We start from the raw sequence: 17,195 nt of genomic DNA, 5'->3' as shown, positions 1-17,195 counted from the left end.
CCCCTCCTTGGTGAATTTGAAATCTTACCTGGTTAGTCTTTGGAATACGACTGAATAATTTTATATATATCTTTGATGGAATCAGCGGCTGTTATTTGATCTCTTGCGGTTTGTGAGCCTGCAAGCTTCATTAACTGCATCAGTGCGTGAATATGCTTCTGCTTATCCACAGCAGCAATGACGATCACCAGATTAATTCGGTATTCTTCGGAAAAAAGAACCCCTTCCTTCAGTCTTAACAAACTCATTCCTACTTCATTCACCCCATCTTCCGGAGAAGCGTGGGGAATCGCAATATTCGGCCCTATGACAATATAGGGATCTTCCTCGGTATAGTGCAGCATACTGTTTACATAGTCGCCCGTGATACTTCCATTTTCAAGCAGCGGAGCGGCAGCCGTTTTGACGGCCTCTTCCCAATTCTCCACGTTGCTCTCCAGGGTAATGGAGGCTGGAGTGATTAATTCATCCAGATTGTATTCAGCCTTGCCCATGCTGTAATTCACTGAGTTTTCATTATCCTTATTAATATAATTCTGAATATCTTCTATAAGTGCACTTTCATTATGAATATGAGCATGGCGGCCAATAATCTGTATGATTTCATCGATATCCAGGTGGTTTGGCAGATAGCCGTAAAGCTCGAGCATTACCTGCTTACGGAGCCGCTGCCGTTCTTCCCTGCCTAAAAATGTTTTTACTACGAACAGCTTCTTGTTGGTTTCAAGAAATGTTGGCGCAAAGACGATGTCATACTCCAGATGGTAATGAAGAAATTCCCGTACCGATAAAGAGTCCAGAAAAACAAATTCCGGAAAAAGCTCACTCAGCTCATTAAGCATCAGTCTTGAAACGGACACCCCTTGAGGGCATACCACGATGGCTTTTACTTTCTTTTCAATACTCTCGCCCTGTCTTTTCATCCAGCCCCCGATCAGCATTGTAATAAAGCTGCTCTCACTGTCCGGGATTCGGCTGCCGATCAACTGTTCAAGCGGTGCCGTGGATTGCTTTACGAGATGGTGCAGCGCTTTGAATTCTTTACTCAGCGGCACCTGTGTGGATGATGTCTCCGACAGCTGGTATTTGATACGGTAATAAGCAGGCTTAATGTGCTGAAGCAGCTTATTAAGCAGCTGGTCGCGCTCGTGTAAATACACACAGGCGCTTTTCTCAAACTGGCGCAGCATATCATCTGTGGCGGCGCCTAAATTTGGAACCACATCGTCCTCCATCGGAAAAGAGATGCTGTAGACACTTGCTGTCAGCAGGTGCAGTGTGACAAACAACCGCTCTTCCATCGGAATGTGTTCATTTTTTTTAAATATCTCCTCTGTTGCCTGATACTCTTTCGTATCCGAAAGCTCTTCATACTGGATGGAAAATGTATTAACAGCAAAGCCTTTTTTAATTCTTTTTAAAATTAAAGCTAATATATAAGGCATTGTTTCCAGCTTTTCATCAGTAAACTTCAGGCTGAGCTTGTTTTCGACATTTTCGATCCGTTGGCGGTAATCGTCGAGCTCTTCCTCGTCAATTCCAGCTATCCTTTTGATCCTCGCCGAACCGTCCTGCATGAACAGCAGCTGGTACGTAACGTTCATCAACAGCTTCCGGATCTGAAATTCCTTTCCGTCAACCAGATAACCCTCTTTGCGGGAATACTTGATTAAAAGATGAAAGTCATCAAGATACTGCTGGGCTTCTTTCAGCTCATTCAAAACGGTATTTTTACTCAGCTGCAGCTCACTTGTGAAATGATTTAATGAAAGCGGCTCTTCGCTGCTGACAAGCATCATAATGAGATAATAAGTACGCTGCTTCCCAGTGAGTATTGGCTTTTCAGCTGCAATAATTTCTTCATCCATACCGAAGTTTGTGTAAACGGACTGGTCAATAATGAAATGCCCCTGGCGCGTTCTTTCAATAACCGGAAGGTCCTTGCTTAAAAGCCAGTCGTTTACTTTATTAATGCTGTATCCCAGCTGTCTTCTTGTCAGTTGATGCTTTTCTTCAAGCGCCATGCTAGTGACCGACGGATTTCGAATTAGTTCATTTAATATTTCATTATCCCGTTCACTTAGCGGCATTTCCTTCCCCCCTTTGGTTAATTTTTATTCTATCAGCCGTCGCAATCAAAATGTATACGTTTTCATCACAGTCTTTTGAACATTTGCTGTACAATATTGTGATTTACATTCCACAAACCAACTTCGTACATTGATACATTAGGCTTACTGGTATATGTATGTACTTGAATGGTTTAACAAATTCGGCGGCCTTCAATGTTTCTTTCAAGCAATAATTGTATATTTTTATCGACAAAAAGAACAGCCACCGGCGGCAGCTGTTCTTCCCACTACTATATTTATGCTTTTTCTTTAGAATCATCAGCTTCTTTTTTCTGCTTCTCCTGAGTGCTTTCATTTTTTTCCCTGTTAACTTTAGCCCGTTTTTTTATAAAATCCATTTCCACAGGAATATAGCCGCCTTCGTTCACCATGCGGTCTATTTCACGTTCATACTCTTCATCAATCAATCGGCGGTTCATTGGTACTCCCCCTTTTTACAGCTGAGTTTTATCACACGACTGAACCAGGGTTTTCTGCACCATTTACTTTATGATCTTCCATTCACAAAAGCGGCTATTCATCCGCATTCCCCCTCATGTCTTATATGTGGGTTTGAAGGCTATCATCTTTATACTTTTCTATTCCCGTTTTTCGGGATTTTGAACAAAAAAACTCCGCTGATAGGTTTTTTTCGGCGGAGAGAAGTCTGTGATTTTTCAATCGAGATGAAATACTTCTTCAAGCGGAGTGGTAATTGGGCTGTTATCTTCGTTTGTTTCCATTAACGGCGCCATTGCTTCCCACCACTTTTGATTGATGGAGGTCGATGCCATCTGCTGCCATCGTTCTTCACTCTCTATTTCAAGATAAGCAAACAGCCTGCTCGTTTCTTTTTCAAGGAAAATCGAATAGTTGGATGCCCCGTGCCCCTTTAACGCCTCTTTCATTTCCGGCCAGAGCTGATCGTGCTTTTTAATATATTCCTCTACTTTTTCCGGATACACGTACATAATGAACGCCAAACGCTTCATATTCATGGTCCTTTCTTCAGCCGTTTTATTTCGGGAGATTCCTGCCGCTAACAATAGAAGGAAGGAAAAAATAAATTCCCCTTCCTTCAGTAACACTTGCTTATTTAACCAGGTCTTCTTTTATTTCTGCTTCTTCGGTTGTCCCGTATCGTTCGAGCTGTATTTCCTCAAGCGATTTGTTGCGTGTTTCCGGTGCAAGGGTTAATCCCACCACCATGTGCACTACCAAAAATCCGATCATAATCGCCCCGGCTGTCTGAAAACCAAACACCGTAATCAACGTTGGGATCGCGAGCGAAATCAAACCGACAAATACCCGGGCAGTACAGAAGAGAAGTCCCTGGGCCGCTGCACGGTATTTTGTATGAAACAGCTCGGCTGACCACAGACCGTAAAATGCCTGTGCACCAAAGCCTGCTGCAAGTCCCCAGAGAATAACGAAAACGAGCAATTCTAAAGTACCCATGCCACCGAATGAAAGTACTGTCCAGGCTACAATACCCATCACGGCACTTACTCCAAAGATAAGCTTACGGTTTACTCTGTCGCCTAGTTTAATGAATACAAAATAGGTGGATAATACGGTCAGTCCCCAGAGAAAAGCCTGCAGGAGATTAGCCTGGGCTCCCGAAAGCCCTCCTACCGTTTCGTAAATATACGGCATAAAATAACCCATTACGCCGGCAACCATATTCCAAAATGTATACACACCGACAAGCAGCGTGATCGCATGCAGGTTGGCACGATTCGTAAACAGCTCTTTCATGTTTTCTTTGCTGAAGATCCCGCCTTTATTTTTTGCACGATCTTCTTTCTTTTGTTTTTCCCAAATCGCGGACTCTTCAATTTTCCGCTGAAAGAGCCAGGTGATAAAAGCGATTACAAAAAGCTGAAAGAAAATAATCCGGCTTCCAAGCAGTCCTAATGGGGCCAGGATTACGGACAATATAAAGACGACCGCAGGGCCCATTGACCAGGCAAACTGTCCCCAGCCGACACGTGCTGCCCGTTCTTTTTCCGGCGCTTCCTCAGCAATGTACGTCCAGGAAGGCGGAATTCCCGCACCAACGGAAATACCGGTAATCACGTAACCGATAAGAAGCATCGGAAAGGAAAAAGAGAAAACAATTAGTAGAATACCGAGCATGTAAACCAGCAGATTATACTTATAAATAAACTTTCTCCCATATCTATCGACTAAAAAGCCGCTGACAAGCGCCCCAAGCGCAGCACCGAACCCGTTGGCACTGAGCGCTCCGAGCAGTCCCACAGTGGCATCTGTAAGGCCCAGATACTGAACCCAGAGAGTGAGCCCGGCAGCCCCGGCTACAATTGATCCTGCTTCGAGGTAATTCGACATGGACACCGAAAGGGTAGCAGCCAGACTGCCTCTTTCCACTTTTTTCATTCCGTTTCCTCCTTAAAAATTACAGACTTTTCAGCTGACCTCCTTACAACAAACAAAAAATCATTCATTTAATCATCGCCTTTTTGTTTGTTTATGTTGTTTTTATTTGTATTTTTAATTGTAAAGGCTTACACAAATGAAAGTCAACATTTTTTTATTGTCCTTCTTCTATTCTTTTTTATTTTTATTAAAAGCAAAATTGAGCAGAAAATCTTTTTGCATATTTAAATCTTACCGGACGCTTTTATGTTATTTTTAATGTTGGATAGTTGTTTGAAACGTTTAATTTACTGCAGCCAGGAAATAAAATATGAAGAAGACGCCAGTGGAGGGTACTTATGATAGCGGTTATTATATTATTTTTATTCGTTTCCTTCTTTTTATCCGGAAGTGAAACAGCTTTAACAGCAGCAAACCGGGCGCGAATGCAGTCCCGCGCCGACGAAAACGATAAACGGGCGAAAAATTTATTAAGGCTGACGAGAAAACCGGATGAGTTAATCACAGCCATCCTGATCGGAAACAACATTTCCAATATTATGCTTCCTACCCTCGTTACCGTGCTTGCCCTGAATTACAATTTTTCTGTCGGTATCGCTACTGCTATTTTGACATTTGTGCTTATCATTTTCGCAGAAGTTCTGCCTAAATCTATTGCTGCTACCTTTGCCGATAAGGTGGCCTACATAGTAGCCCCGGTGATTGCGGTGCTCGTATTCATTTTTAAGCCGCTCACATTTTTACTGAATTCTTTCACACGCGGGGTAATCAAACTGATTACCCGGGGCGAAGGGCCTTCACAGACATATTCTCGTGAAGAGATCAAAACCATGGTCGACGTAGCCTCTTCGGAAGGGACATTTGAAAAGCAGGAACAGAACCGGATTAAGCGTGTAATTGATTTTTACCGTAAGGATATACGTGACGTATTGAAGGTTCCGCGTATGGAGATTACCGGCATCCCAATCGAAAGCGATTTTCAGGAAGTGCGGGACATTACCATCAATCACAATCACACTCGGTACCCGGTGTATAACGATAATATGGATCATATCGTCGGTGTTTTTCATGCTAAGCTGCTGCTTATCTGGGCCGAACAAAGCGACAAAACCCTTAATGATTTTATTGATAACAACCCTTTGTATGTAGTAGAGACCAATTCTGTCGACAACGTGTTCAAACGAATGCTGAATGAGCAGAAGCACCTTGCCGTCGTGCTCGATGAATACGGCGGTACGATGGGTATGGTCACCCAGGAGGATATTATCGAAGCGATGATCGGCCAGGAGATTGAAGACGAGCACGATACCCGCTCTGAGCAGCTTATTGAGGAGCTGACCGACGAGGTTATTATCTGTGATGGGAAGCTCGCCATCAGCCGCTTCAACGAAATTTTTAATACCAGAGTGGAAGAAGAAGAGGATATCATTGCCGGACTGCTTTACCGGGAATTTGATCATATTCCTGAAGAGGGAGAAACTCTCCAGTATGAAAATCTTCATTTTGAAGTGCTGACAATGGATAACAATCAGATCAAACGCGTACGCGTCGTAAAGGAAGAGGAAGAAGAGGAAGACTAATACACTTGAACCCGGAGAATTACTCTCCGGGTTTTTGCTTGTATAATACTGATGCATCAGTACTTTAAGCACGTAAACTTTTAGTAGCTTTTCCCAAAAAACGTGATAATCTGAAAGTAGCTGTAAAAATCGAAAACTTTTTCTGCAGGAACAGAAAAAGAAGCAAAGAAAGTGGAAGGTAAATCAGAATATGAGTATGTGGGAACTGTTTGTGGCGCTGCTGTTAGGTATCGTTGAAGGGCTTACCGAGTTTGCCCCTGTGTCTTCGACTGGTCATATGATCATTGTCGACGACATTTGGCTCCGGTCCCACGAGTTTTTAGGTACCGAGGTGGCCAATACCTTTAAAGTGGTTATCCAGCTGGGATCGATTCTGGCAGTTATCGTTATGTTTCGCCAGCGTTTCCGGGACCTGCTTGGATTTTCCAAAAAAACAGAGGCCTCACACAGAAAACTTCGTTTAAGTCATATCATTGTCGGTCTGCTGCCTGCAGGCATTCTCGGTCTTTTGTTTGAAGACTTTATTGATGAGCACCTTTTTTCCGCGCGCACTGTTCTGATAGGTCTGGTAATCGGCGCCTTTCTCATGATTGCTGCTGATTTGTTCCAGCCAAAACAGGTTATTCAAAGCGTAGACCTTATTACATATAAAAAGGCCCTTCTGATCGGCTTCATTCAGTGTTTGTCGCTTTGGCCCGGCTTTTCCCGTTCGGGGTCTACGATTTCCGGCGGTGTTCTCCTCGGGCTAAGCCACCGGGCAGCAGCTGACTTTACATTTATTATGGCTGTGCCAATTATGCTCGGAGCAAGCGCCGTTTCTCTTGCGAGTAAATGGGAATATTTCACCGCCGGCATGATGCCATTTTTTGCTGTCGGCTTTGTCAGTGCCTTTTTATTCGCTTTGGTGTCGATCACATTTTTCCTGAAGCTTATCAACAGGATCCGCCTGATTCCATTTGCTTTGTACCGCATTATATTAGCTGCAGTCGTATATATCGTTTATTTTTAAACACAAAAAAAGAGTCTTTCCGCTTAAGGAAGAGACTCTTTTTAAAATGCATCCATAAACTGCAAAATAGCCGGACCGAGAAGCACGATAAATAACGTGGGAAATATAAACAGGACAAGAGGGAACATCATCTTGATCGGCGCCTTCATCGCTGCTTCCTCCGCGCGCTGACGCCGGCCTTCCCGCACATCCTCCGACTGAACCTTTAATACATTTACCATTCCAATACCAAGCTTTTCCGCCTGAATGATATTATATATAAAAGCGTTCAGTTCATCGACTGTGAGCCTTTCCTTCATACCGTTCAGCGCGTCTTTTCTCGTCCGGCCGAGCCGGAGCTCTTCCAGGCAGACTTTAAATTCATCAATCAGAACCCCGCTTTTCCTGGCGGTTACATTATTTAGGGCGGCGTCAAACCCGAGCCCTGATTCCAAACAAATGGTGAGGAGGTCCAGTACATCGGGGAGTTCTTTCAAAGCTTGTTTGTTTCGATTGGAGGCTTTCATTTTTAAATAATATCCCGGCACGAACCAGGCGAAGGCCAAAGCGAACACAGTCATAAGGACTGCTGGAAGCATTGGTGCCGCGGCCAGCCACAAAAAAACAGCGGCCGCGAGAGGCAGAGTAACCATCAGAATTCCACGGAAGATATTAAAATCTACAGGGTTCCATCCAAAGGGACGTCCTGCCTGCAGCAGCCGGTGTTCAAGCTCTGTGACTTTACCACGGTTCATCCTGCGCTGATAAAGCTTTTTTAACTTTTTCCACCCAGGCTGCACGACGCGCTCGTAAAACGTTGAATTTTCTTCTGGCTCTTCTTGCCGGTCAGGATAAAAGTACGTCTGAATCCGGCGCTCGATCACGTATGCTTTGTCAAAGCGGTAGCTGAGCAGGGTGTAGACAGAGAGAGTTACAAAGGAAAAAAAAGCAGCATATAGGATGACCATTTCTACACCTCAATCGTTGTAATTTTCCGGACCAGGATAAAGCCTATGACTCCGCCAACTGCAGCTATGCCAAGCATAATTCTGCCGATTGGTTCGATAAATAAAGTCATTATATACTCGGGATTTATCACATAAATGACGGCTCCAATCCCCACCGGCAGAAGGCTGATAATAATCCCGGAAAGCCGCCCCTGAGCCGTGAGCGTCTTTACCTGGTTGGCTATTTTTTCCCTTTCCCGCGTCGTCTCTACAATTTTATCCAGCAGGTAGGCAAGGTTGCCCCCCACCTGACGCTGGATCAGCAGCGCTTCGACAAGAAGCTCCAGATCCCCGCTCGGCATACGCTGTTTCCAGTTGTTCAACGCCTCTTCCATAGTGTTGCCGTATTGGATTTCCTTCAGAACTAAATGAACTTCTTCTTTAATCGGCGGGTCCGATTCCTCCGACACCATCTTGAGAGACTGCTGGAAGCTATGACCTGCACGAAGAGAGCCAATGATTGTCGTCAGCATGTCGGGAAGCATCTGATTAAATTTTTGCAGACGCTTCGATTGTTTTTTCTTCAGCCATACCGACGGAATAGCATAGCCGGTCACCCCTCCGATAGCCAAAGCCCCAATAAGATTTGTGAGCAGATAAAATATCCCTCCACTGATGACTACCGCAAACCAGCGAAACACCCGGAATTCTTCAGCTTTTACCGGGATCCCTCCCGCACTCAGCTGCTGCTCCAGAAGCTCTTTTTTTCTTGTCGGCTTTTTTTTACGGATCAAAAGCAGCTTGAGCTTTTCATTTGCTTCACGAAGGTAGCCCTTAAAAGATAGCGGCTTTTTCGGCACTGCGGCCTCTCCACCCACTTCTTCCGAAGTACTGGAAGTAACGGCAATACTTCCTGCAGCGACCAGAAGAAAGCAGGTGAGAAACATAAAAATGAATAAAAGGGGTAAAAGCACTTTAATCCACCACCCGTTCTGTAAAAAGCGAAGGCGGCAAATAAATACCGTCATGCTCCATTCGCTCGTAAAAATGCGGGCGGACGCCGGTCGGAACAAGTTTTCCGATGATTTTTCCGTTGTCATCAACGCTTTCCTGCTGAAACGTAAATATTTCCTGCAGGACGATAATATCACCTTCCATTGCCTGAACTTCTGTAATGCTGGTGATCCGGCGCGTGCCGTCCCGCAGACGGGACTGCTGAATGATAACATCAAGAGCCCCTGCGATCTGTTCACGTATCGCCCTTATCGGCAGATCCATTCCAGCCATCAGCACCATTGTTTCAAGCCGGGAAAGCATATCCCGCGGGCTGTTCGCGTGACCTGTGGCAAGAGAGCCGTCGTGCCCCGTATTCATCGCCTGAAGCATATCGAGCGCCTCCCCGCTCCGGACTTCCCCAATCACAATTCGGTCCGGACGCATCCTCAACGAATTTCTCACCAGGTCCCTGATGGATATGGCTCCTTTGCCTTCAATATTTGGCGGCCGCGTTTCCAGTGAAACGACGTGTTCCTGACCTAGCTGCAACTCAGCGGCATCCTCAATCGTTACAATGCGATCTTCATTGGAGATAAAGGAGGACAGCACGTTCAGCGTTGTTGTTTTCCCGGATCCTGTACCCCCACTGACAAATATATTCAGCTTGGCCTGCACACAGGCTTCAATAAAATCTGCCATTTCGCTGGTAAGCGTACCAAAGTTCACAAGGTCATGGATCGTAAAAGGGTCCTTGGAAAATTTTCTTATCGTTATAGTAGGCCCCCCAAGTGCAAGAGGGGGAATGATAGCATTCACCCGGGAGCCGTCCTGCAGGCGTGCATCCACCATCGGGCTGCTTTCATCCACCCGCCGTCCCAGAGGCGCCACAATCTTTTCAAGCACCTGCATCACATGTTCGTTGTCCCGAAATACAACATCTGTGAGCGTCAGCTTTCCGTTCCGTTCCACATATACTTTATCCGGGCCGTTCACCATAACCTCTGACACGTCTTCGTCCAACAGCAGCGGGTTAATCGGCCCGTAGCCTGTTAAATCATTTTTAATATCTTCGATCAGGGCTCCCCGTTCGCGGATTGGCGGAAGCTGTTCGTTTTCTTCAATCACTTCCGAAATAATGTCTTCAAGCTCCGGGACGATGTCTTCCACATCGTCATTTTTCCGTTCCTTTAAGATGTATTTAAACACCAGGCTTTTCACTTCTGCATGGCCCGGGGGGCTGACTGGTTTTGCCGGCTTTTTCTTAACCGTTTCTTTCTGCTCCGGTTTTTCCTGCGGCACTTCCGCAGAGGTTTTCCGCTTTTCTCCCTGGGGTGGCACGACCGTTGATTCGGGCTTATTTTTTGCTTCCAGGCGATTCATCAGCCCCATTATTGATCATCTCCCGGTGTCGATTTAGTTTTACGCAGCAGCCGATGGATGAGGCTGCTGGAAGAGGAAGCTTTTGCCTCTGGAACGGGCAGAAGCGTGTGCCCTATATGCTTTATCCTTTTCACAATTTCCGCTTTCGGATAGTCAATTACAAATGGCACCCCGGTGTCCATTGCTGTTACCACCCGGCTGCTGTCCTCCGGGAGATAAAAGATTTCCTTTACTGCAAAAAGACCTGAAAAGTCCTGCCCGGCCATTTTTCCTTTGACGGTGGCCCGGTTGACCACCACGCTGCATTTATCCTTCATTCCCAGAGCTTTAAGGGTTTCGATCATCAGGCTTGTATTTTTTAATGAAGCCATACCGTTGGTGGTGACGATGAAAATATCATCCGCCTGTTCAATAAAAGAAAGGCTGCGGTCATTCAGCCCGGCTGCCGCATCCACTATTACCAGATCATTGTCGTTTTTCAATGAAGCCCCTACTGCAGAAAGCTGCGCCTCGTCTATAAGATCGGCGTACTCCGGTCGGGCCGGCGCTGCCATTACGTGGAATCCTTTTTCATGCTTGATACAAAAATTCTGCAGACGGTCCTTTTGTACAGGCTTCGCTGCATCCAAAATGGTGGAATAAGGATCGATATCCAGTGCCAGCGCAAGATCCCCAAACTGCAGATCCCCGTCCACAGCCGTCACTTTCTGGTGCTGGGAAGCGAGATAAACAGCGAGGTTCGCCGTCAGCATAGTCCGTCCTGTGCCGCCGGAAGCACTGCATACAACAGCCATTCTCCCCTGCATTGGTCTGGTATCAGTTGTTTGTGCCACGCTCTACTCCCCGCTTTCCTCAAACTGGGTAATCCGGTTGCTGATCCACCCGGAGCCGTCTTCCCCGTATTCTACAAAAACCCACGTTCTGTTTTCCTCGTCCTGTTCAAACTGATTGGTGTATTCCAGACGGGTTCCGCTATCTACGATTTCCAGTACAGGAGCTTCGAGGCTAGGGAATTCCCGGATATTGGCGCGATACGTGTACGGTGAAAGTTCTATTGCCTGTTGAATATCTGCAGAAGAGTTGTTTTCTTCCGTTTCTGTCGGTGTTTCATCCTGTGGTATTGTTTCCCCGCCTGTTTCATTATTTTCTTCTCCGGAAGAACCGTCATCATTTTCTTCAGGTACCGGTGTTTCCCCGGCTTCCTGATTACTGTCAGTGGCGTCGTTTTCATCTGAATTTTCTACTGAAGGGGCGGTGACCTCCACGGCGTTATCAGCCGATTCTCCCGGTCCATCCCCCTCCGTAGCCTGACTGTATATAGATAGATGGAGATCCCCCTCATCCTGGTTGGCGTTGATGATTTGTGCTGAGCCCTCCTGCGTCAGCTCAAGCGTCACCGCCTGGTATTCTGTCGTTTCTTCTTCCGTTCCTTCTCCTTCTTCATCAGGCGCAGCGGTTGACGTTTCCTGGAAGCGCTCGCCTACTGCAAGAACCCGGACCCTTTCAACCAGCACCTCTGTCTGCATTTCTGCATCTTCATTCATTCTGGTGGAAAGAACATCGACATAGTCGTCCGGCTCCAGCAGATAAGACACGGATTCTTCATAATCCACGTTGACCGAGACTCCCCGTCTTCCCTCTTCCACCTGCTGGGCCAGCGGGGCATCACTGTCGTCAGCGCTCTGAAAATGGTTTTCGAGAATAACTTCCTCATCCGCAAGATCCGATTTCGCGTAGGTGCCGGTTACATCTCCGGGCTCACGGACTGCATTCGGATGCATCTGCTCTTCCGCTATTTCCACTGCTTCCACCATGTCCCCTGTTATTCTCGTTCCTTCGTCAATCGCTTCTGTGACAGCTACTACTTCGACCATCTTTACGTCTGTTTCTTCTGCTTCTTCCGGTGCGTCTCTTGTAATAAATATGTAGAAAATCACCGTCGTTATCACGCCGGCTATTAAAGCGAAAAGCAGCAATCTTTTTGGCCTCATGTTATCCCGTCCCTACTGAGTCAGTCTGGTTGTATATGCCCCCCGGCTGGCACTACCTTCTACTATAGTACCCTTGCCCACCCGTTGAATAAATCTTCCCCGGACCGAATCGTCATTCTTACTCATTCGCTCCTCCAGGTAAAAATAGGCAAATCCTCGTATTTCCACTTCTCTGAAATTATCATCATTTCCAATCGGGGTATATACCGGGATAAGCATGACTCTGTCACAGTCACGGTCATAAATGTCGCCACTTGGGCAATTATCGATGCGGTGATTGACTCCACGCTCTGTAGGACCGGAAATATTTCCTGTCTGAGTGTTAACCACTTCTCCGACACGCAGAGGTTCATCATAGCCATTCTTTAATGTTTCCTCATACGTTTTAGCACCCGGACCTTCCAGCGCCAGAATTCCGAAATTCCCACCTGTGGAATCGCCGGAATCGACCTTTAGATCATACGTTTCATTAAAAACCAGTTCCGTTTCTTCGTTGATGCCAAATGGGGCAGCCCCTGCCGCCTCCCCAATCGCAGCTACCTCTACATTGGCCGTTGCGTTAATATCTACTGTTTCCACTCCAAATAAAGAAGAAAAAAACACCTCGGTCGGACGCTCCAGCTCAACCCGCACCGACTGTTCTTCCGTAATGTCTGTATTAAATAAGCTTTCCGACTCCCCGTGTGCTCCCAGCACATCATCCACTACATTGGACACTTCTTCTTCAGAATTCATCAGTTCCTGGGCACCGGACAAAGCGGCTGCGTTTACTGTTTTCTGCAGGCTGCTCTGCGTTTTGTATAAGTGTCCGCCATCAATGACTACCCCGCACATCGCTGTTGCTATACCGAGGCCAATCGCCATAAGAATTAACGCATTACCCTTTTCATTTTTTATCCATGTCTTCATAAAGGTCACTCCACCCTTATTGTTGAATTCGTTTCGATCGTATAGGGAATGGAATAATCACCGAGCAAATTAAAAATGGACGCCGGATACGCCGTCTCTACCGTCATATATTCCCCGGAGCTTCGATCTCCCGGCGTTACTGTAACGGTAAGATCTGCCGGATTTCCGCTGTCAAAATTCTCCGTTACATAACTGTTAATTGCTTCATCGCTTTCTCCGAAGCTGCCGATCCGCACTGCTTCCTGGGTAATGAGTTCGAGCTCCTGGTGCGTATAGAGCACCCGCCCGAAATCAATCATTCCAATAAGCAGCGCGATAATAAGCGGAAGAACGAGCGCAAATTCAACGAGCGACTGTCCGTCTTCCTGCCTCCACATTTAAAACAGCATCCCTTCTGTAAATAAATTCACAGCGGCTCCCAAAGCTATAGCTACCCCGTACGGATACGTTTTTGAAAGTGATTGTTTCGACAATCCGCCGCCCGGGATCTTCGTTCCGTTTTTTATATGAGCCAGCCTGTAAAAAAATGATTTCAAAATATTTTTGTGGCGAAGCAGGACGATTAGTCCCATCAAGGCCCCGAGAAGCGCAATAAATATAAAGGACTGCAGCACGAATGTGCCGCCCTTCAGTGCTCCCACTAGTGCCAGCAGCTTCACGTCACCCGCTCCCATGCCGCCCATGGCGTATGGAATAAACAAAAGGGCAAACCCAATCAAAAATCCAAGGAAGGAATGAAACAGCCCTTCCCATCCAGACACTGCGCCGTGGAAAACGAATGCGAGCAGCATGGATGGAAACAGCACTTTATTATAGATTTTTCGTTCCTTTATATCTGTAATCGCACATATAAGTAATACGGTAATCAAAATCCAATCGATAAGTCCCAAGCTTCATCCCTTCCTTTCAGTTTTGACTTAGTTAAGAAAAAGACCCTCTTTTAGAGGGCCTGATGTTATTCTCCTCCACCTGGAATCTTTTCTGTAAGATCCGTAAAGAACCCACCAATTTGTTCTCCTAAAGTAACCAATGCTGCAATAACACCTACAGCAATCAACCCGAGAATTAAACCGTACTCTGTCATGCCCTGTCCTTCTTCTTCCACTACTAAATTTCTAAAAATTTCGACCATTCTGAACACTCTCCTTTTATTGTAAGTAATTGCTTGTCTGGGAGGACCGAGTCAACTGATCTGCCGGCTGGAAGCTTCTTCAAGAGCAAGAACGTCGCCGGGTGCAAGATCTGCTGCCTGAATGCTTCCCGCAGGAAGCTCGATGACCGAGGCAGTACCTTTTACCTTTTTTCCGATTTTCCCTGGGCGCAGCTCTTCGTCCACCTCAAGCACTTCCATCTCCCGGCTGAGATAGAGCACATCTACAGGGAACTTCATCCAAAAGGTGTGAATCGATGGACAAGGAGAAATATGAAGGCCGGAACTAGCCGGGAAATGCTTTTTGAACATTAATCCCCTGAATCGCTGATAAAAATTGTATGCCCCTGTCACATTTTCCGCTATCACCTGTCTGGATTGAAGAACTACCAACTTCAAATGCCTGGCACCTCCTGTTAAACACGCTCACTTCTTTAGAATCAAGCCTTTTGGCTTATGAATTGATTATACCTCGTAAATTTATTGTAAAATATCCCCTTACGTTCCTGTTATAAGGTATATTTAATAGGTTATAACTCCTACTTATGCTCCTATTTTTACTCATTTTAAAATCCCTCGTACTTTACCTGATACGCTTTCGAAATAGCCCGGGCCCGGTCCGGCACGTCCAGCTTTTTGAAAATTTTCGTAACGTGATTTTTTACCGTGTGATCACTAATAAACAGCTTTTCAGCGATCTCACGGTTATTATCTCCTTTTATAATCAGCTCCAGCACTTCCTGCTCCCGGGAGGAGAGGGACGGTTTGTTTGGTACTGCCGGAATCGCCGGTTCTTCTTTCACCTCTGCCGAATTCTGAAAAAACAGCTCCTGGTCATTGATAAACGTTTGCTCCAAGAAATTCAGAAAGCTGTCCTTCCATTCTTCCGAGATGTTTGTCATTGCTTTTATTTCCCTTTGGTCCCCGCCTTCTGCATATACCATGGCCATGGCAAATACTTCAGCCTGTGCGCCTGTGCTTAAACGCGATCTGTTAACACCTTCCTTGAGAGTACGTCCTTCTTCCAACACTTCTCCGACCTGGCTGTCCGGCATTAATTCCTGGATGATCGCCGGGGAATAAGCAGCCAGCCTGCATGCCCCTGTGATGGACGATACAAAGGAAGCAGAAAAATTTCCATGAGCAGTATACTGCTCAGCAATTTCCGCTGCGCGGCTTGACAGTGCAAAGGCTTCCGGATCAAATTGTTTTACCGCCAGATGCATGGCATTGAGCTGCTTGTGCATGCTAAGGCCCGACTCCTCTCCGGCGAGCTTCATGGACACACCGCCGATTACAGAGAGAGCTTCCAGAAATTCCTCCACCTGCCGGGTTCTCACTTCCAATGTACCTACGCATAGTACTCCAAGTATTTCCCCCTGAAAAACTAAAGGGCATTCGAGTACCGGCTCCTTCCACGGCGTTTTTGCCTGCTTCACTTTTTCACGCTCTGTATCCAGTCCAGAAAAGTATTCTGCCGCTGTGCTTTCTGCATAAAGCTCCAGCTCCTGCCTTGAATATCCTCTTGAAATCATCCGGTATTTTCCGCGCTCTTTCTTTTTCAACAGCAGCATAGCGAAGGTTCCCTGACTCATGCTCAGGCTGGCATCTATAAGTATATAGCTGACTTTTTTTATATCCGGGCCGGCCGCCATCAGTCTGCCTATTTCGACCAGGGACCCCAGCTGTTGAATTTGACGATTATTTTCCTCTGCAAGCCAGTCTGTTTTCACTTTAGCTTCTATTACCGAAATCATGGTGAGCAAAAATTCTTTTCCCTTTCCGGATAAAAACCTGCGGGAAAAGCTCCCTCCAAAGATGACGGCGGAGGCTCCGTTAGTTTTCTGGATCGGCAGCGCAAAAAACAAGAGAGGCGAAAGTCCGTAGCGCTGCCAAAAATAACTTTGGGGGCGGTCTTTTAAATTTTCCAGAAACAAAGGCTCCTCTGACAGCAGCACTTTGCCAAGCGGCCCTTCCCCGGGGTGGAATGAGAGACTCTCTAACGCCTCCCTATGCTTTCCCGTCACGCGCGTCGTTTCGTATACACCCTCCTCCCCCTCTTCAGCTATCCCCAGTACCTCTGCTTCTTCAAGACCATCGATGAGCAGTTCCAGTAATTCTTCCGTAGAATGCCGCTGAAGGGCCCGGTGCATTAACCGGGTATGATTTTCGGATGAAGACTGCCCGTCAAAGCAAAGCGCCAGAACATTTGCCGCCTTCTGGAAACGGTTAAGCCATTTTTCTCTTTCCTCGATATAAAAAGACGGTGTGTGCTTGATAATTTCTTTCCAGCCGCCTTTTTTTCCATACGCCGATTCAAGACTTGTTTCCACTGTTTTTTGTGCCCCTTCTTCAACCAGCAGTCCTGCCAGTAAAAAATGATTTGGACTTTCATTTTTTTGCAGCGGAACTACTGCTATATGAATCCCCGGAAAAAGATCGTAGAAAAAAGGCTCTCGTGCGTTTAACTTTCCTTTAAACATATGATTTATTTTATCTCTGAGCCCTGCCCCCGGGGCAGCATCGAGTGCTGCGAACAGTTCATTTTCCCCGTCGGTAAAAGCAGATTCGTTCCCCAGGCTGTCAACGACTAGCAATGTAACATTATATAAGGAAGTATACATCGCCTGTATTTCTTCCATTATCTCTGTACGCTGATCCCCCATAATACTGGCCCCCTATGCTTCGTTCTTGGCCCTGTGGCTGTCTATCAGCTGTGAAAAATAAGCTTTCAATAGGAACC

At 46.3% G+C, this 17,195-nt stretch carries 17 protein-coding genes; 2 read left to right on the top strand and 15 right to left on the bottom strand.

All coding sequences use genetic code 11. The features are described from left to right. Nucleotides 1-32: 32 nt before the first annotated feature. The 4 genes from ACTRXI_RS12135 to ACTRXI_RS12120 form a co-directional block, all read right to left on the bottom strand. A complete protein-coding gene (locus tag ACTRXI_RS12135) occupies nucleotides 33-2,090 on the bottom strand; it encodes a BglG family transcription antiterminator (protein WP_474262877.1) in 2,058 nt (685 codons plus the stop codon). 278 nt (nucleotides 2,091-2,368) lie between these two features. Continuing rightward, the gene (locus ACTRXI_RS12130) at nucleotides 2,369-2,551 is read right to left on the bottom strand and encodes a hypothetical protein (RefSeq protein ID WP_474262875.1); all 183 of its coding nucleotides are present in this window, start codon (nucleotides 2,549-2,551) and stop codon (nucleotides 2,369-2,371) included. A gap of 237 nt (nucleotides 2,552-2,788) precedes the next feature. Further along, a complete protein-coding gene (rhaM, locus tag ACTRXI_RS12125) occupies nucleotides 2,789-3,103 on the bottom strand; it encodes an L-rhamnose mutarotase (protein ID WP_474262872.1) in 315 nt (104 codons plus the stop codon). Between the two features lie 100 nt (nucleotides 3,104-3,203). Further along, entirely contained in the window at nucleotides 3,204-4,511 is a 1,308-nt protein-coding gene (locus ACTRXI_RS12120) for an MFS transporter (RefSeq protein ID WP_474262870.1), read from the bottom strand. Between the two features lie 338 nt (nucleotides 4,512-4,849). Here ACTRXI_RS12120 and ACTRXI_RS12115 point away from each other — a divergent pair, with 338 nt between their 5' ends. Next, on the top strand, nucleotides 4,850-6,091 hold the full coding sequence (locus ACTRXI_RS12115) for a hemolysin family protein (RefSeq protein WP_474262868.1): 1,242 nt from the start codon (nucleotides 4,850-4,852) through the stop codon (nucleotides 6,089-6,091). Between the two features lie 190 nt (nucleotides 6,092-6,281). Further along, nucleotides 6,282-7,100, top strand: a complete 819-nt coding sequence (locus ACTRXI_RS12110; protein ID WP_474262866.1) for an undecaprenyl-diphosphate phosphatase — start codon at nucleotides 6,282-6,284, stop codon at nucleotides 7,098-7,100. Nucleotides 7,101-7,141: 41 nt separating this feature from the next. On the opposite strand, the gene ACTRXI_RS12105 is transcribed toward ACTRXI_RS12110, so the two are convergent. The 11 genes from ACTRXI_RS12105 to ACTRXI_RS12055 form a co-directional block, all read right to left on the bottom strand. Continuing rightward, on the bottom strand, nucleotides 7,142-8,047 hold the full coding sequence (locus ACTRXI_RS12105) for a type II secretion system F family protein (protein ID WP_474262864.1): 906 nt from the start codon (nucleotides 8,045-8,047) through the stop codon (nucleotides 7,142-7,144). Between the two features lie 2 nt (nucleotides 8,048-8,049). Next, a complete protein-coding gene (locus ACTRXI_RS12100) occupies nucleotides 8,050-9,000 on the bottom strand; it encodes a type II secretion system F family protein (RefSeq protein WP_474262862.1) in 951 nt (316 codons plus the stop codon). Nucleotide 9,001: 1 nt separating this feature from the next. Next, a complete protein-coding gene (locus tag ACTRXI_RS12095; protein WP_474262859.1) occupies nucleotides 9,002-10,411 on the bottom strand; it encodes a CpaF family protein in 1,410 nt (469 codons plus the stop codon). Beyond that, nucleotides 10,411-11,235: a CpaE/TadZ family protein gene (locus ACTRXI_RS12090; protein WP_474262857.1), complete on the bottom strand. Its 825-nt coding sequence runs from the start codon at nucleotides 11,233-11,235 to the stop codon at nucleotides 10,411-10,413. Before ACTRXI_RS12090 ends, ACTRXI_RS12095 begins: the two co-directional genes overlap by 1 nt. 3 nt (nucleotides 11,236-11,238) lie before the next feature. Further along, on the bottom strand, nucleotides 11,239-12,393 hold the full coding sequence (cpaB, locus tag ACTRXI_RS12085; protein WP_474262855.1) for a Flp pilus assembly protein CpaB: 1,155 nt from the start codon (nucleotides 12,391-12,393) through the stop codon (nucleotides 11,239-11,241). 12 nt (nucleotides 12,394-12,405) lie between these two features. After that, complete coding sequence (locus ACTRXI_RS12080) at nucleotides 12,406-13,302, bottom strand: pilus assembly protein TadG-related protein (RefSeq protein ID WP_474262853.1); 897 nt, start codon at nucleotides 13,300-13,302, stop codon at nucleotides 12,406-12,408. Between the two features lie 5 nt (nucleotides 13,303-13,307). Beyond that, nucleotides 13,308-13,679 carry a TadE/TadG family type IV pilus assembly protein gene (locus ACTRXI_RS12075; RefSeq protein ID WP_474262851.1) on the bottom strand — a complete coding sequence of 124 codons (372 nt, stop codon included), beginning with the start codon at nucleotides 13,677-13,679 and terminating at the stop codon, nucleotides 13,308-13,310. Then, a complete protein-coding gene (locus ACTRXI_RS12070; protein ID WP_474262849.1) occupies nucleotides 13,680-14,192 on the bottom strand; it encodes an A24 family peptidase in 513 nt (170 codons plus the stop codon). Between the two features lie 65 nt (nucleotides 14,193-14,257). Further along, nucleotides 14,258-14,434 carry a Flp family type IVb pilin gene (locus tag ACTRXI_RS12065; protein WP_474262847.1) on the bottom strand — a complete coding sequence of 59 codons (177 nt, stop codon included), beginning with the start codon at nucleotides 14,432-14,434 and terminating at the stop codon, nucleotides 14,258-14,260. Nucleotides 14,435-14,485: 51 nt separating this feature from the next. Beyond that, complete coding sequence (locus ACTRXI_RS12060; protein ID WP_474262845.1) at nucleotides 14,486-14,851, bottom strand: DUF192 domain-containing protein; 366 nt, start codon at nucleotides 14,849-14,851, stop codon at nucleotides 14,486-14,488. A 167-nt stretch (nucleotides 14,852-15,018) separates the two neighbouring features. Continuing rightward, the gene (locus tag ACTRXI_RS12055) at nucleotides 15,019-17,118 is read right to left on the bottom strand and encodes a LuxR C-terminal-related transcriptional regulator (protein WP_474262843.1); all 2,100 of its coding nucleotides are present in this window, start codon (nucleotides 17,116-17,118) and stop codon (nucleotides 15,019-15,021) included. Nucleotides 17,119-17,195 lie beyond the last annotated feature (77 nt).

Source organism: Marinococcus sp. LNHM4E3-1 (assembly GCF_056034405.1).
The sequence above is the reverse complement of the archived record's forward strand: the minus strand, read 5'-3'. Positions and strand labels throughout refer to the sequence as shown.

Coding starts and splice junctions, on each gene's coding strand:
- ACTRXI_RS12065 (WP_474262847.1), bottom strand. CDS start 14,434: ATGGTCGAAATTTTTAGAAATTTAGTAGTGGAAGAAGAAGGACAGGGC.
- ACTRXI_RS12110 (WP_474262866.1), top strand. CDS start 6,282: ATGAGTATGTGGGAACTGTTTGTGGCGCTGCTGTTAGGTATCGTTGAA.
- ACTRXI_RS12130 (WP_474262875.1), bottom strand. CDS start 2,551: ATGAACCGCCGATTGATTGATGAAGAGTATGAACGTGAAATAGACCGC.
- ACTRXI_RS12105 (WP_474262864.1), bottom strand. CDS start 8,047: ATGGTCATCCTATATGCTGCTTTTTTTTCCTTTGTAACTCTCTCTGTC.
- ACTRXI_RS12135 (WP_474262877.1), bottom strand. CDS start 2,090: ATGCCGCTAAGTGAACGGGATAATGAAATATTAAATGAACTAATTCGA.
- ACTRXI_RS12075 (WP_474262851.1), bottom strand. CDS start 13,679: ATGTGGAGGCAGGAAGACGGACAGTCGCTCGTTGAATTTGCGCTCGTT.
- ACTRXI_RS12055 (WP_474262843.1), bottom strand. CDS start 17,118: ATGGGGGATCAGCGTACAGAGATAATGGAAGAAATACAGGCGATGTAT.
- rhaM (WP_474262872.1), bottom strand. CDS start 3,103: ATGAAGCGTTTGGCGTTCATTATGTACGTGTATCCGGAAAAAGTAGAG.
- ACTRXI_RS12115 (WP_474262868.1), top strand. CDS start 4,850: ATGATAGCGGTTATTATATTATTTTTATTCGTTTCCTTCTTTTTATCC.
- cpaB (WP_474262855.1), bottom strand. CDS start 12,393: ATGAGGCCAAAAAGATTGCTGCTTTTCGCTTTAATAGCCGGCGTGATA.
- ACTRXI_RS12080 (WP_474262853.1), bottom strand. CDS start 13,302: ATGAAGACATGGATAAAAAATGAAAAGGGTAATGCGTTAATTCTTATG.
- ACTRXI_RS12095 (WP_474262859.1), bottom strand. CDS start 10,411: ATGGGGCTGATGAATCGCCTGGAAGCAAAAAATAAGCCCGAATCAACG.
- ACTRXI_RS12120 (WP_474262870.1), bottom strand. CDS start 4,511: ATGAAAAAAGTGGAAAGAGGCAGTCTGGCTGCTACCCTTTCGGTGTCC.